Origin of the sequence: Oerskovia jenensis (assembly GCF_016907235.1) — a bacterium.
GTDB classification, from domain to species: Bacteria; Actinomycetota; Actinomycetes; order Actinomycetales; family Cellulomonadaceae; genus Oerskovia; species Oerskovia jenensis.
This window is the reverse complement of record NZ_JAFBBO010000001.1, coordinates 1,251,061-1,266,657: the sequence shown is the minus strand read 5'-3', so window position 1 is coordinate 1,266,657 and position 15,597 is coordinate 1,251,061. Positions and strand designations below refer to the sequence as shown.

The following is a 15,597-nucleotide window of genomic DNA, read 5'->3' as shown; positions in this document are numbered from 1 at the left end:
GCGTCGGGGAGCGCCCGGCTCGGGCGACCATGCGGAGCGCAGAGGCTCGGTCACCCGGCGGTGCGTTCGCACGTCCGACTCCCCGGTGACAAGGGAGTCCTCATGGCATCACCTGCCCCTCGGCGGTCGTCCAGACCGCGCCGCACCATCGCGTCGCTCGCGGCGATATCGGTCGCGCTGACCGGATTGACCGGGTTCGCGGCCGTCGCCAACGCGGCGACGGGCCCCGCGGCGACCGCGAACGACGCGCCGCGCACCTTCGCGCTCGTCGGCAGCCTCCAGGACGAGGCGGGCTGCGCGGCCGACTGGGAACCGGCCTGCGCCGCGACCGAGCTCGCTCCCACCGGCACCGAGGGCGTCTACTCGGCCGACTTCCAGGTGCCTGCGGGCACCTACGAGTACAAGGTCGCCGTGAACGACTCGTGGGACGAGGCGTACGGCCTGAACGGTGGCGCGGACAACATCCCGCTCGTCGTCGGCGGCCCCACGACGCTGCGCTTCACGTTCGACGACGTCGCCAAGCGCGTCTCGCTCGCACCCGTCGGGCTCGGGGGAGCCTACGACGAGGCGACCGACGCGCCGATCGTGACCCCGCCCGTGCGCCAGCCGGGCTCGGACGAGCAGTTCTACTTCGTCATGACCGACCGCTTCGCGGACGGCGACCCGACCAACAACGAGGCCGGCATCGAGGGCGGCGCGCTGCGCTCGGGCTTCGATCCCACGAACAAGGGCTTCTACCAGGGTGGCGACATCCAGGGCCTGCGCGACCAGCTCGACTACATCGAAGGACTGGGGACCACCGCGATCTGGCTCACGCCGTCGTTCAAGAACAATCCGGTCCAGGGCGAGGGCGAGAACGCCTCGGCGGGCTACCACGGCTACTGGGTCACGGACTTCACGCAGATCGACCCGCACCTGGGGACCAACGCCGAGCTCGAGGCGCTCATCGACGAGGCGCACGCCAAGGGCATCAAGGTCTACTTCGACATCATCACCAACCACACGGCCGACCTGATCGACAACGAGCAGAAGCAGTACGCGTACGTCGACCAGGCGACCGCGCCGTACAAGGACGCAGCGGGCACCGTGTTCGACCCGGCCGACCACGCGGGCAAGGACACGTTCCCCGCGATGGACGCCGCGACGTCGTTCCCCTACACGCCCGTGGTCGCCGACGACGCGAAGGACGCCAAGGTCCCCGCGTGGCTCAACGACACGACGCTCTACCACAACCGCGGGAACTCGACGTGGTCCGGTGAGTCCGTGACCTACGGCGACTTCGACGGCCTGGACGACCTCATGACCGAGAACCCGCGCGTCGTCGACGGGTTCGTCGACGTCTACCAGGGCTGGGTCGACCTCGGCATCGACGGGTTCCGCATCGACACGGTCAAGCACGTCAACTTCGAGTTCTGGGAGACGTGGACCACCGAGGTCCTCGACTACGCCCACTCGAAGGGCAAGGACGACTTCTTCATGTTCGGCGAGATCTACGACGCCGACGCCGCCAAGCTCTCGCCCTACGTCCGCAGGACGGACATGAGCTCGGTGCTGGACTTCGCGTTCCAGTCCTCGGCCGCGAGCTTCGCGAGCGGCAACAGCGCCAAGGGGCTGTCCCAGCTCTTCGCGAGCGACGACATGTACACGACGCCCGACTCCTCGGCCTCGGCGCTTCCCACGTTCCTCGGCAACCACGACATGGGCCGCATCGGCTACCTGCTGCAGACCACGGGCGACGCGCAGCGTCGTGACGAGCTCGCGCACGACCTCATGTACCTCACGCGCGGCCAGCCGGTCGTCTACTACGGGGACGAGCAGGGCTTCGCGGGCGTGGGTGACGGCAAGGACAAGAACGCACGCCAGTCCCTGTTCGCGACCCAGGTCGGTGAGTACGCCGACCAGACGCTCGTCACGGGCGAGACGGCGGGCAGCCAGGACCGCTACGACACCACGTCGCCGCTCTACACCCACATCGCCGAGCTCTCCGCGCTGCGTGCCGACAACCCGGCGCTCGCTACCGGGGCCCAGATCGAGCGCTACACGGACTCGGGCGCGGGCGTCTACGCGTTCTCGCGCGTCGACCGCACCGAGAAGATCGAGCACCTCGTGGGGCTCAACAACTCGGCCGCGGCCAAGACGGTCAGCTTCACGACCCTCACGCCGGGCGCGACCTACGCGCCGCTCCGTGGCGGCGAGCCCGTCACGGCGGGAGCCGACGGCACGGTCTCGCTCACGGTCCCGGCCCTGGGCTCGGTCGTCCTGAAGGCCGACCGCACGGTCGGCGTCGAGTCCTCGGGTGACGTGTCGGTCACGGTCCCGGCCGCGGGGGCGGGCCTCACGGGGGTCGCCCCGGTCAGCGCCGACGTCGACGACGCCGCGTGGTCCGAGACCAGCTTCGCGTGGCGCGTCGTCGGGTCGGACGAGTGGCAGGGTCTCGGCACGGCCGAGGACACCTCGCCGCGCGTCTTCCATGACGTGAGCGACCTGGCGAAGGGCACGCTCGTGGAGTACCGCGCCGTGACGGTCGACGCCGACGGCGACCGCGCCGCGGCCTCGACGTTCGCGAGCGTGGGGAATGCGGTGAGCGGTGACGAGGAGGTCGAGCCCCCGACGGACATCGACCTGGTCACCGTCCCCGGCAGCCACAACTCGGAGATGGGCTGCGCGGGCGACTGGGCGCCCGGCTGCGAGGCCGCCAAGCTCACCAAGCGCGCCGACGGTGTCTACGCGGGCACGTTCGACATCGCGGCGGGCACCTACGAGTACAAGGTCGCGATCAACGGCTCGTGGGACCTCAACTACGGCGTGGGTGGCGCGAAGGACGGCGCGAACGCGACCTACACGACCACGGGCGGGCCCGTGACCTTCTACTGGGACCCGGTCTCGCACGACTTCTCGAGCACCGCGCAGGGCCCGATCGTCACGGTCGCGGGCTCGTTCCAGGACCAGCTCGGCTGCTCGGCCGCGTGGTCCCCGGACTGCCTGGGGTCGTGGTTGCGCGACCCGGACGGTGACGGCGTCTACACGTTCACGACGTCGGCGCTCGCCACGGGCGCCTACGAGGGCAAGGTCACGCACGGCCTGAGCTGGGCCGAGAACTACGGCGTCGGCGGCGTCCCGGACGGCCAGAACTACTCGTTCAGCGCGTCCGAGGGCAAGGCCGTGACGTTCTCCTACGTCCTGGCGACGCACGTCCTGACGGTCGAGGTCGCGGACCCACCGCTGCCCGGCACGGGCCAGCAGGGCGCGCACTGGGTCACCAAGGACCTGGTCGCATGGCCGCGCGAGCTTCTCGCGGGGGCCGACCCGGCGACGCTGGGCTGGACGCTCCACACGGCTCCGACGGGCGGCCTGAGCGTCGCGGACGGTGCGGTCGTCGCCCCGGAGGGGGCGGCGACCCTGGGGCTGGCCTACGACCCGGCGGGCCTGCCCGACGACGTCGCGGCCGACTTCCCGGCCCTCGCCGACGCGGTGGCCCTGCGGGTCACGGGCGCCGACGGCTCGCCGATCTCGGTCGACGCGGCGACCGCCGCGCTCACGGGCCAGCTCCTCGTCGCCCAGCGCGGCGGCCCCGCCGCCGACGCACCGCTCACCGCGGCCACCGGGGTGCAGGTTCCCGGCGTCCTGGACGACCTGTTCGCCGAGGGCGCCGCCGACCGCACGCTCGGCGCGAGCATCTACACCAACGGCAAGTGGGCCTCGTTCGCGCTGTGGGCCCCCACGGCCACGAAGGTCACGCTCCTCGCGTGGCCCGGCACGGGCGACGCCGCGGACCTGAAGACCGAGGACGCCCGGCGGTTCCCTGCCGAGCGCCAGGCGGACGGGACGTGGACGGTCGACGGGAAGGACGCCGACAAGAAGTTCGGCTGGGTCGGGGCCCGGTACCTCTACGAGGTCGAGGTCTTCGTGCCTTCGACCGGCAAGGTCGAGACGAACGTCGTGACCGACCCGTACTCGCTGGGGCTCACGCTCAACTCGACGCACTCGGTCGTGGTGGACCTCGACGCGAAGAACACGCAGCCGAAGGTCTGGAAGGAGACCAAGGCTCCCGTCGTGGAGCGAGCCGTCGACCAGACGATCTACGAGCTGCACGTGCGGGACTTCTCGATCGCCGACACCACCGTGCCGGCGGCCGAGCGCGGCACGTACCTCGCGTTCGGCGAGACGAGGTCGGCCGGCATGAAGCGCCTCGCCGAGCTCGCCGACGCGGGCCTGACGACGGTGCACCTGCTCCCGACGTTCGACATCGCGACCGTTGAAGAGGACCGGGCCGAGCAGTCGGTGACACCCGACCTGAGCGGCTTCGCGCCCGACGGCACCGAGCAGCAGGCGGCCGTGTCCGCGATCCAGGGCACGGACGGCTTCAACTGGGGCTACGACCCGCTGCACTTCTCGACGCCCGAGGGCTCCTACGCCGTCGACGCCGAGGGCGCGGCGCGCGTCGCGGAGTTCCGCACCATGGTCGGGTCGCTGCACCAGACCGGGCTCCAGGTCGTGCTCGACCAGGTGTTCAACCACACCGCGGCCAGCGGCCAGGACCCCAAGAGCGTGCTCGACAAGGTCGTGCCCGGCTACTACCACCGCCAGAACACCACGACGGGCGCGGTCGAGACCAGCACGTGCTGCCAGAACCTCGCGACCGAGCACGCCATGACGGGCAAGCTCATGGTCGACTCGGTCGTCACGTGGGCCCGCGACTACAAGGTCGACGGCTTCCGCTTCGACCTCATGGGCCACCACTCGAAGCAGAACATACTCGACGTCCGGGCCGCGCTCGACGAGCTCACGCTGAAGAAGGACGGCGTGGACGGCAAGGCCGTGTACCTGTACGGCGAGGGCTGGAACTTCGGCGAGGTCGCGGACAACGCCCTGTTCGAGCAGGCCACGCAGGGTCAGCTCGGCGGCACGGGCATCGGCACGTTCTCCGACCGCCTGCGCGACGCGGTCCACGGCGGGTCTCCCGTCGACGGCGCCTCGACGTTCACGCAGGGCTTCGGCACGGGCCTCGCGACCGACCCGAACGGGCAGCCCGCCCGGGCGGGGGAGCCGGAGAGCGTGAACGACGGGTCTCCCGACGAGCTCGCAGCGCTGGGCCACGAGACGGACCTGGTCCGCCTGGGCCTCGCGGGCAACCTGCGCAGCTTCACGTTCACGACCTCGACGGGGGAGACCCGGCGCGGCGACGAGATCGACTACCGGGGTGCGCCCGCGGGCTACGCGGACTCTCCCGAGGAGATCATCAGCTACGTCGACGCGCACGACAACGAGACGCTGTTCGACCTGCTGACCCTCAAGCTGCCGGCGGACACGTCGATGGCGGACCGGGTGCGCATGAACAACGTCTCGCTCGCCACGACGGCTCTGTCGCAGACGCCGTCGCTGTGGCACGCGGGCACCGACCTGCTGCGTTCCAAGTCGCTCGACCGCAACAGCTACGACTCGGGCGACTGGTTCAACGCGATCGACTGGACCGGGACGGACAACGGGTTCGGCAAGGGCCTGCCGCTCGCGGCCGACAACGGCGAGAAGTGGCCGCTCATGGCGCCGCTGCTCGCCAACCCGGAGCTCAAGCCGGTCGCGCAGGACATCGGGACGGCGGCCGACAACGCGGCCGACCTGCTGCGCCTGCGTTCCTCGACGGACCTGCTCCGCCTGGGCAGCGCGGACCTCATCAACCAGAAGGTCACGTTCCCCGACGCGGGGACCGGCCAGACGCCCGGCGTGATCGTCATGAGCATCGACGACACGATCGGTCAGGACGTGGACGAGAAGCTCGACGGCGCGCTCGTCGTCTTCAACGCCTCGCCCGAGCCGGTCACGCAGACGGTCGCGGGCCTGGTGGGCCGAGAGTACGCGCTCTCGCCGGTCCAGGCCGACGGGGCCGACGCCGTCGTCAAGGCGACGACGTGGGACGCGGCGACCGGCACGGTCACCGTCCCCGCCCGTTCGGTCGCGGTGCTCGTCGAGCCGAAGGCCGCGAAGGTCGCGCTCACCGCCACGGCGCGCACCCAGTGCGTCGCGGGCCGGGTGACGGTCACGGTCAGCGCGGTCAACGCCGGGAAGGTCCCGGCGACGGTCAGGGTCGAGACGCCGTTCGGCGCCAAGACCTTCACCGGGGTGCTGCCGGGCAAGTCCGCCCAGCAGACGTTCGCGACCCGCCAGGCGCAGGTCCCCGCCGCGACCGCCACGGTCACGGGCACGGCGACGATCGACGGCAAGGTGGTCCGGACGGCGTACGACGCGGCCTACGCGGCCCGCGACTGCGGGTAGCACCCGTGGACGACTGAGAGCGGAGCCCGTGTGAGACGTGCCTGACACGTCTCGCACGGGCTCCGCTCTCGGTGCGCGCGGGGACTAGGCCGCGTCGAGCCGCGCTCGGACCTCCGGGTCGAGGTCCAGGTCCGCCGCCCCGAGCAGCTCGTCGAGCTGCGCGACGCTGCTCGGTCCGATCACCGGGATGACGGGCACCGGGCCGCCGAGCAGCCACGCGAGCGCGACCTGGTTGGGCGTCGCGCCGACCTGCCGTGCGACGTCGTGCAGCACGCGTCGCCGCTCGAGCGACGTCGGGTGCCCGTACCCGTCCCACAGCTCCTTGTCGTCGCGCACCATCGCGCCCTGCAGCAGCGGGGAGTAGGCCGTGACCGCGAGGGGCGGGCGCTCGTCGGTCCCCGTCGAGCGCGCGTAGTCGAGCAGCTCGGGCGAGGCCCAGTTGTGCCGGTCGGGGTCCGGTGTCGGGTAGAGGTAGCTGAGCTGCTCCTGGACCACCCCGTACGGCGCGACGCCCTGCCGCAGCGCCTCCTCGCGTGCCTCGACGACGCGCCACAGCGCGACGTTCGAGATCCCCGAGATCCCGACGGCGCCCTCGGCCTGGAGCTTGCCGAACGCGCCGACCGTCTCCGCGAGCGAGGTGTCGAGGTCGTCGACGTGCCCGTAGAGGACGTCGAGCCGGTCGACGCCCAGGTGCCGCAGGCTCTCGTGCGCCTCCCACGCGACGGTCTCGGCCGCGAGCCCCTGGAAGTTGGTCGGGGGAGTGTTGGACAGGGGCAGGGCGGGGTCCTTCTTGGCCGCGCCGAGCTTGGTCGCGATGCGCACGTGGTCGCGCGCCCCGCGGCTCGTGAGCCAGCGGTTGATCAGGTCCTCGCTGTCGCGGCCGTGGCCGCCCGCCCAGTAGCTGTAGTTGTTGGCCGTGTCGAGGAACGTCCCTCCGGCCTCGACGTAGCGGTCGAGGATCGCGAACGACGTCTCCTCGTCCGTCAGCGTGCCCATGTTCATGGTGCCGAGGCACAGCGTGCTGACGTCGAACGACGTCCGGCCGTCGCCGAGGGTGCGGTAGCGCATGGTGGTCTCCTGCGAAGAGTGCTGCTGGTTGACGGTCTCCACGCTAGGAGTCGAGCGGCCTGGGTGTACGGTCCATTGGCATGGCAGTCGACCAGACCAATTCGTCGCGGGGACACGCGGCGAGCGCGCCCCGTCCGCCGCGTGCGCCGGGTTCGCCCGGCCCCAGCCCGACGACGGCGCTCGCCTGGGAGACCATCCTCGACCTGGGTGCGGAGCCGGGACCGCTCCACGGGCGGCTCGAGAACGCGGTGCGTGAGGCAGTCTTCACGGGGCGGGTCCCACCGGGGGCCGCCCTGCCGCCGAGCCGCGTGCTCGCCGACACCCTGGGCGTCTCGCGGTGGGTCGTGACCGAGGCGTACGGACAGCTCGTCGCCGAGGGGTTCCTCGAGTCCCGGACCGGGTCGGGGACCCGGGTACCGCTCACCGCGGAGGCCCGGCCGCTCCAGGGGGCCGGGGCCGGGTCGACGCCCGAGAGCGCCGCGGGGCGCGCCACGCGCCACCAGCCGAGGGTCGGCGTCGCGGGCTCGATCGACGCGGCGAGCGCGGATCTCGGGGCGGGGGCCAGGAGGGGCGACGTCCGCACCGCCGCCGGTGCCGGGACGCGAGCGACGTCGTCGGGCCGGGGGAGCGGCGCCCGCGCCCGGTTCGACCTGGGGCCCGGTGTGCCCGACCTGCGGCACGTGCCGCGCGCCGCCTGGGTCCGCGCGCTGCGCGAAGCCCTCGCCGAGGCGCCCGACGCGGACCTTGCGGCTCCCGACCCCACGGGCCATCCCGCGACACGGGCGGCGCTCGCGGACTACCTCGCCCGCGCCCGGCACGTGCGTGCGGGCGGGAGCGACGTCGTCGTGACGCACGGCGCCGACGACGCGATGCGGCGCGTCGCGGCGGCGCTCCACCGGGCCGGGCACCGGGCCCTGCTCGTCGAGGACCCGAGCTGGTCGCGCCTGCGCGAGACCGCGGCCGCCGCAGGGCTCACGCCCGTACCGGTCCCGGTCGACGCCGACGGGATCGACGTCGACGCGCTCCTCGCCGCGGCCGGCCGGACCGGCGCGCGCGCGGTGCTCGTGACCCCCGCCCACCAGTTCCCTACAGGCGCTGCCCTCTCGCCCGTGCGGCGCGAGGCGCTCGTCCGGTGGGCGCGTGACGTCGACGGCCTGGTCGTCGAGGACGACTACGACGCCGAGTTCCGCTACGACCGCCGACCCGTGGCCGCGATGCAAGGGCTCGCGCCCGACCGCGTGGTGCTGCTGGGCTCGCTGAGCAAGACGCTGTCGCCGGCGTTCGGGCTCGGGTGGGCGGTGCTGCCGCCGGGGTGGCGGGACCAGGTGGTCGACCGGGGCGGTGCCGGACCGTCGACGATCGACCAGCTCGCGCTCGCGCGGTTCCTCGGTTCCGGCGCCTATGAGCGGCACCTGCGCGCGGCGCGGGGACGGTTCAGGCGCCGCCGCGAGGCGCTGGTCGAGGCGCTCGGTTCCGCGCTGCCGGGGACGCTCGTCACGGGGATCGCCGCAGGCATGCACGCGGTGGTCGACCTGCCGGACGGGATCGTCGCCACGGACGTGGTGCGCGAGGCGGCGCTGCGCGAGGTCAACGTCGCGGCGATCGAGCGGTACCGGGCGACGGCCGCCGGGCGCGACGGCGGGAGGGACCGGCTCGTCGTCGGGTACGGCAACCTCGCGGACGCGCGCGTCGAGGAGGCCGTGGCGCGGCTCGCGGCGGCGGTGCGGGCGGCGGGGCGGTAGGAGCGCGAGCGGCGGCTGCGCGAGCGGGTCGCGGGCCCGGGCAGGCAGGCGGTCGGTCCGTATGCTCAGGCCATGGTTCGCGTGGGGGACAGCACGTCAGAGGTCAACGGCTCGGGCACGTCGGCGTCCGCTGACGCCCGGCCCCGAGGAGCGGGCGAACGGCACCGCACGGCCATCGCCCTGGTCGTCAGTCTGGTCCTCGTCGCGGTCCTGATCGGTGTCGCGGCCGTGGTCATCGGCCTGGTCGTCCCGAACGGCCGGGACCGGGGGATCGACCTCGAAGCCACCGCGCGACGGGACGAGTTCCTCGACACCTTGCGCGCGATCCCGGGAGTCGTGTACGTGGTCGAGCCGACCGACAGAGTGCGAACCGGTGGCTACGGCGACGCCCCGTCCGAGACGGTCGAGGTCACGGTCTCCGGCACGCCCGCCGAGCTCGACGGGGTGTTCGCCGCGCTGTGCGGGTACGGGGGAGGCGAAAGTGGCAAGGGGGTCGACTACGTCTTCGACGTGGCGACCGACGTGGTGCCCTTGAGCCTGCGGTGCGAGGACCCTGCTCTGGCGGGCCGACTGACCGCGCTCGTCGACCTTGCCCGCGGCGTACCGCCGTCGGTGGACGAGAGCGTCAGGATCGCCGTGTCCGGCGCTGACGTGTCGGTCTCGGCGCGACCGGCCCCGGAGGCGATGCCCGAGGCCTGGCGATGGGTCTCACCGTGGACCACGGGTGTCCTCGAGCTGGGGCTCACCCCGGTCCGGGTCTGGTTCGGGTAGCCCGAGGTGCGGCGGTGTGACGGTCAGCGCAGCGACCCGCGCTCGTCCACCTCGTACGTCGGCGGGCCGAGGAACACGTCGCGAGGCACGGGCCCGTAGGCGACGTTGACGGTGTCCTGCCAGTACGACCAGTCCTGCGTCCCGAAGAGGCTCGAGAAGCGGAAGTTGAGCTGCCACCGCACCCACTCCCCGGGCGCGAGTCGGACGGCGGGAGGTCGACGTGGCCGCGGCGGGATCGCGTACCACTCGGGGATCGGCGTGAAGACGGTCAGCCGGCCGTCCCGGACGCGCAGCCGCACCCTCTCCTCGGTCGAGGCGTCGCCGATCGACTCGACGGGTCGAAAGTCGTCCTCCTCGCGCATCTCGACGCCGTGGACGAGGGGCATCTCCGCGGCGGGAAGCCGGAACGCGACCGGCGTCGCGTTCCGCACGGTCGCCGCCTCGCCTCCCCGGGAGTGCTTGGTCCACCGGGTCGTGACGACCTGGAGCGTGGCCTGAGGAGGGATCGTCATGTCGTCGAGTGTGCAGCTCGGGTCGTCAGACGGCGCTCGGGACAGCCCGAACTGCACGCTCGACAGACCGCGGCGGCACGCCGGTCAGCGGAAGACGATCGTCCGGTGCCCGTCGAGCAGCACGCGGTGCTCGGCGTGCCAGCGCACGGCCCGTGCGAGCGTGCGGCGCTCGACGTCCTCGCCCAGCGCGACCAGGTCCTCGACGGCGCGCGAGTGGTCGACGCGCTCGACGTCCTGCTCGATGATCGGTCCTTCGTCCAGGTCGCCCGTGACGTAGTGCGACGTGGCGCCGATGAGCTTGACGCCCCGGTCGTGCGCCTGGGCGTAGGGGCGGGCGCCCTTGAAGCTCGGCAGGAACGAGTGGTGGATGTTGATGACCTGACCCGACAGGTCGCGGCACAGGTCGTCGGACAGGATCTGCATGTAGCGCGCGAGGACGACGAGCTCGACGTCGAGCTCGGCCACGAGCTCGCGCAGGCGGTCCTCGGCGGCGGCCTTGGTGTCGCGCGTGACGGGCACGTGGTGGAACGGCTTGCCGTAGAACGCGGCGATGTCCTCGAGGTCGCGGTGGTTGCCCACGACGCCCACGACCTCGATCGGCATGCCCTGCGAGCGCTCGCGGTAGAGCAGGTCGACGAGGCAGTGCGCGGCCTTGGAGACCATGACGAGGGTGCGCACGCGGCGCCCGACCACGTCGAGGTTCCACGTCATGTCGAACGCCTCGATCACGGGCGCGAGCGCGGTCTCGAGCTCGTCGCGCGACGCGGTGGACTCGACCTGGACGCGCATGAAGAACAGCCCGGACAACGGGTCGCCGAACTGCTGCGACTCGGTGATGTTGCCACCGTGCTCGGCGAGCGTCCCCGCGACGGCGTGCACGATCCCCGGACCGTCGGGGCAGGACAGCGTGAGGACCCAGTGGGTCGGCGTGGACGCGTCGGGCGCGCCGGAGGCAGGGACGTTCGGGAGATTGGTGCTGGACACGGTCCCAGGGTAGCCGCGCCGTCGCGCGTCCAGCGGCTCCTTCCGGGCTGCGTCGGGCCGACGCCCGGCCGACGCCCGGCCGACGCCCCGTCTCCACCCGGCCCGCGCCGGCCTGTGCACGCGCAGCCACGCACGCGCCCCACGCACGCGCCTGCGCACGTGGCCCGCGCAGCCGGCCCCTGCGCCAGGACGACCGGGGCGGGACCGTGCCGCAGGGACGAAGGCCCGCACATCACCCGTTTCCGGGCAGAGGGTCACGGTTAATTGGCAACAAGGTTGTCTTCCATTGTGCAGTGCGCAACGAAGCGCACCACGGCGTGGACCACGCCCCGAAGGGGTGCATAACCTCCCGGAACCGGTGTCACCGACGACACCGGCCCCCGATCGATGATGGAGTCGACATGAAGAAGTCCCGCCTGGCGGCGTTCGGCATCGCCGCCGTGCTGGCCCTGACGGCCTGCGCCCCCACCCAGTCCACGATCACCGAGGCCGAGAACGACGAGAGCACGGGGACCCTGCGTGTCTGGCTCTTCGCCGAGGTCAACCAGGACCCCAAGGCGGCGGTCGTCGACGAGGCCGTCGCGGAGTTCGAGGCCGAGCACGACGGCGTCGAGGTCGACGTCCAGTACATCCCCGTCGACACCCGCGCCGAGCGTTTCAACGCCGCGTTCAACGACCCGGCCTCGGCCCCCGACGTCGCCGAGTTCGGCAACACCGACATCGCGGCCTACGTCGCCGCGGGCGGTCTCGCGGACGTGACCAAGGAGGTCGCGGCCTGGGACGAGTCCGGTGACCTGACCCCCTCGATCGCCGCCACGACCGAGATCGACGGCGTGACCTACGGTGTCCCGTGGTTCATCGGGGTGCGCGCGCTCTACTACCGCACGGACGTCTTCTCGGAGCTGGGGCTCTCCGTCCCCACGACGCTCGCCGAGATCGAGACCGCGGCCCGGGCGATCCGCGCCGCCAAGCCCGAGATGGTCGGCATCGCGGCGGGAGGCGCCTACCAGTACGCGGCCATGCCGTTCCTGTGGGCCGGCGGGGGAGCGCTCGCGACCCAGGGCTCCGACGGCGCGTACACCTCGGCGCTCACCACGCCCGAGTCCCGCGCGGGCGTCACGGCGTACACGAACCTCCTCGCGGACGACATCTGCCCCTCGGCGCTGTGCGCCGAGTGGACGGGCAGCGCGAGCGTCCAGCAGTTCGTCGCGGGTACGGCGGGCATGGTCGTGGGCGGCGACTTCAACCGCAAGGCGGTCGACGAGTCGGCCGTGGGCGCCACCTATGCGGTCGTCCCGCTCCCGGGCGAGAAGGCCGGCGAGATCGCCCCGGCGTTCGCGGGCGGCAACAACCTCGGCGTCTTCAAGAGCTCGGAGCGCAAGTCCCTCGCGGTCGACTTCATGACGCTCCTGGGCGGGAAGAAGTACCAGGAGAAGATGTTCGACGCGATGGGCAACCTGCCCACGTTCACCGACGTCCAGGAGAAGGTCGCGGCGGAGACGCCCGCGATCGAGCCCTTCACCGAGACCCTCGCGGCGGGCACCGAGTTCGTCCCCTCGACCCCCGCGTGGACCCAGATCGACGCCCAGGGTGACATCAAGACCATGCTCCAGACCGTCGCGACGAAGCAGGCCACGGTCGAGCAGGCCACGCAGACCGCGGCCGCCGCGATGGACAAGGCGTTCTCCGAGGCCCCGTGATGACCTCGCTCACCACCGCACCGGGGGCGGGCAGCACGTCCGCCCGCCCCCCGCGCCCTGCGCGTCGCTCCCGGGCCGGGACCTCCCGGCTCGAACCGTGGGTCTACCTGCTACCGGCCGCCGCGATCCTGATCGGTCTGCTCGGGTACCCGCTCTACCAGCTCGTCGTCACGTCGTTCTACGACTACCGCCAAGCGAACGTCACGGGCGGTGCCCCGCTCGAGTTCCTGGGGGTGGGCAACTACACCCAGCTCTTCGGGGACCCGAAGTTCTGGACGGTCCTGCTCAACACGACGGTCTTCGCGGCCGGTTGCGTCGTCGCGACCCTGGCGCTCGGCTCGGCGCTCGCGGTCCTCGCGACCCGGGTCAGCCGGTGGGTGCGCTCGGTCCTGTTCCTCGCGGCGCTCGGCGCGTGGGCGACGCCCGCGATGACGGGCTCCGCGGTCTGGCTCTTCCTGTTCGACCCGACGCTCGGGCTCGTCAACAAGACGTTGGTCAACGTCGGCCTGTCGGGCTTCGCGGGGCACTCGTGGACGGCCGAGAAGTGGCCGGCGTTCGCGCTCGTGGGCGCCGAGGTCGTGTGGTGCTCGTTCCCGTTCGTGCTGGTCACGGTCTATGCGGGCATCCTCGCGATCCCGAGCGAGCTGCTCGAGGCCGCTCGCCTCGACGGTGCGTCGATGCCGCGCATCGCGCGCTCGATCATGGTCCCGATGCTGCGCCCGATCATCATCATCGTCACGATCCAGTCGATCATCTGGGACTTCAAGGTGTTCACGCAGATCTACGTCATGACCAACGGCGGCGGGATCGGCGGGCAGAACCTCGTCCTCAACGTGTACTCCTACCAGCAGGCGTTCGCGTCCAACCTGTACGGGCTCGGGTCGGCGATCGGCGTCGTCATGACGCTCCTGCTGCTCGGGGTCACGCTCGTCTACCTGCGCCTGCTGCGCCGATCAGGGGAGGTCCTGTGAGCACCAGCATCACCGCCGGCGCGCCCGACGCCGGAGCGTCCGTCGGGCGCGGCACGTCACCGTCCGCTGTGCGGGGCACGGGCTCCCCGGACGCCGAGGCGACCACCACGCGGGGCGGGACGGGCGTGGCGGGTGCGCGGCGCCGTCGGGCGTGGAAGAACCCCGGCTCGAACGCCGCGGCGCTCCTGGTCGCGCTCGTCGTCGCGTTCCCGCTCTACTGGATGGTCCTGTCGGCCCTGCGGCCCAAGGCCGCGATCGACGCGGGCGACGCGTCGCTGTTCACGACGGACCTCACGCTCGACTCGTTCGTGCGGGTCCTGACGGTCAACGACTTCGGGCGGTTCTTCCTCAACTCGCTCGTCGTGGCCCTGGCAGTCGTGGTCCTCTCGACGATCTGCGCGTTCCTCGCGTCGGTCGCGCTCACGCGCTACCGGTTCCGCAGCCGCACGACGCTGCTCGTGATCGTGCTGATCGCGCAGATGGTGCCCATCGAGGCCCTGACGATCCCGCTGTTCTTCCTGTTCCGGAACATGGGGGCGTCCGTCCCCGCGCTCGGCCTCAACCAGCTCGGCTCGCTCGTGCTGGTGCACCTCGCGTTCTCGATCCCGTTCGCGATCTGGATGCTGCGCGGCTTCGTCGCGGCCGTCCCGGTCGAACTCGAGGAGGCCGCGCGGATCGACGGGGCCAAGAGCTTCCGGTTCGTGCGCTCGATCCTGTTCCCGCTCGTGTTCCCGGGCGTGGTCGCGGTCAGCGTGTTCTCGTTCATCTCGACGTGGAACGACTTCCTGTTCGCCAAGACGTTCATCATCTCGGCGCAGGAGAACCAGACACTGCCCCTCGCGATCCTCACGTTCTTCAAGGACGACCAGAACGACTGGGGCGCGATCATGGCGGGCTCGGTCATCATGACGGTGCCCGTGCTGATCTTCTTCGTGCTCGTGCAGCGTCACCTGGTCTCGGGGTTGGCGGGGGCGGTGAAGGGCTAGGTGAGACGGTCACCATTCCACCCGCGGACGCGCACCGCGGGACGGTCCGTTTCTGACACGATGGGACCATGACCGACACGCCGATGACCATGGACCTCGTCACGGACGAGCACGCTGGGGAGCTCCTGACGCTCCGCCGGGCAGCGTTCGTCACCGAGGCGCAGCTCTACGGGGACCCGAACATCCCGCCGCTCACGCAGACGCTCGCCGAGCTCAAGGCGGACCTCGCGACCCAGGGCGTCATCACGCTCGGGGCGTGGCAGGGGCCGCGTCTGGTGGGGTCGGTGCGCGTGGAGATCGAGGGTGGCAAGGCCACGCTCGGCCGGCTCGCCGTGGCCCCGGACCTCCAGGGACGCGGGATCGGCACGCAGATGCTGTTCGCGGTCCTGCCGCACCTGCCCGAGGAGACCACGGAGATCTGGGTCTTCACGGGCAAGGACTCCAAGCAGAACCTGGAGCTGTACACGCGCCACGGCTACGAGGAGCAGTACGACAAGGCCGCGGGTGATCTCACGTACACGTACCTGCGCCGCATCCTGGGCGAGGCCGAGGCGCGCAACGCGAGCGACGCCGTCGAGCAGGGCTGAGGTCCT

10 protein-coding genes are annotated in these 15,597 nt (G+C 71.9%); 7 read left to right on the top strand and 3 right to left on the bottom strand.

Annotated elements, in window-relative coordinates; translation table 11 throughout:
* The first annotated feature begins 102 nt into the window (after nucleotides 1-102).
* Nucleotides 103-6,270: a pullulanase-type alpha-1,6-glucosidase gene (pulA, locus tag JOD49_RS05665; RefSeq protein WP_205306329.1), complete on the top strand. Its 6,168-nt coding sequence runs from the start codon at nucleotides 103-105 to the stop codon at nucleotides 6,268-6,270.
* Nucleotides 6,271-6,354: 84 nt separating this feature from the next.
* Here the strand turns inward: pulA and JOD49_RS05660 are convergent, their stop codons facing one another.
* Nucleotides 6,355-7,338 (bottom strand): aldo/keto reductase, encoded by a 984-nt coding sequence (locus JOD49_RS05660; protein ID WP_205306328.1) that lies wholly within the window; start codon nucleotides 7,336-7,338, stop codon nucleotides 6,355-6,357.
* Nucleotides 7,339-7,418: 80 nt separating this feature from the next.
* Here JOD49_RS05660 and pdxR point away from each other — a divergent pair, with 80 nt between their 5' ends.
* Both pdxR and JOD49_RS05650 read left to right on the top strand, forming a co-directional pair.
* Nucleotides 7,419-9,080: a MocR-like pyridoxine biosynthesis transcription factor PdxR gene (pdxR, locus tag JOD49_RS05655; protein WP_239525150.1), complete on the top strand. Its 1,662-nt coding sequence runs from the start codon at nucleotides 7,419-7,421 to the stop codon at nucleotides 9,078-9,080.
* Between the two features lie 72 nt (nucleotides 9,081-9,152).
* A complete protein-coding gene (locus tag JOD49_RS05650; protein WP_205306327.1) occupies nucleotides 9,153-9,851 on the top strand; it encodes a hypothetical protein in 699 nt (232 codons plus the stop codon).
* Between the two features lie 23 nt (nucleotides 9,852-9,874).
* Here JOD49_RS05650 and JOD49_RS05645 read toward each other — a convergent pair whose 3' ends face one another.
* Nucleotides 9,875-10,363 carry a hypothetical protein gene (locus JOD49_RS05645; RefSeq protein ID WP_205306326.1) on the bottom strand — a complete coding sequence of 163 codons (489 nt, stop codon included), beginning with the start codon at nucleotides 10,361-10,363 and terminating at the stop codon, nucleotides 9,875-9,877.
* Nucleotides 10,364-10,447: 84 nt separating this feature from the next.
* Nucleotides 10,448-11,347: a formyltetrahydrofolate deformylase gene (gene purU / locus JOD49_RS05640; RefSeq protein WP_205306325.1), complete on the bottom strand. Its 900-nt coding sequence runs from the start codon at nucleotides 11,345-11,347 to the stop codon at nucleotides 10,448-10,450.
* A gap of 401 nt (nucleotides 11,348-11,748) precedes the next feature.
* Here purU and JOD49_RS05635 point away from each other — a divergent pair, with 401 nt between their 5' ends.
* From JOD49_RS05635 to JOD49_RS05620, 4 genes are all read left to right on the top strand, one after another.
* Nucleotides 11,749-13,047, top strand: a complete 1,299-nt coding sequence (locus JOD49_RS05635; RefSeq protein ID WP_205306324.1) for an extracellular solute-binding protein — start codon at nucleotides 11,749-11,751, stop codon at nucleotides 13,045-13,047.
* A complete protein-coding gene (locus JOD49_RS05630) occupies nucleotides 13,047-14,018 on the top strand; it encodes a carbohydrate ABC transporter permease (RefSeq protein WP_205306323.1) in 972 nt (323 codons plus the stop codon). The genes JOD49_RS05635 and JOD49_RS05630 overlap by 1 nt, the downstream gene beginning before the upstream one ends.
* 125 nt (nucleotides 14,019-14,143) lie before the next feature.
* Nucleotides 14,144-15,004, top strand: coding sequence for a carbohydrate ABC transporter permease (locus JOD49_RS05625; protein ID WP_307822678.1), 861 nt, complete (start codon nucleotides 14,144-14,146; stop codon nucleotides 15,002-15,004).
* 68 nt (nucleotides 15,005-15,072) lie between these two features.
* Entirely contained in the window at nucleotides 15,073-15,591 is a 519-nt protein-coding gene (locus tag JOD49_RS05620) for a GNAT family N-acetyltransferase (protein WP_205306322.1), read from the top strand.
* The last annotated feature ends 6 nt before the right edge of the window (nucleotides 15,592-15,597 follow it).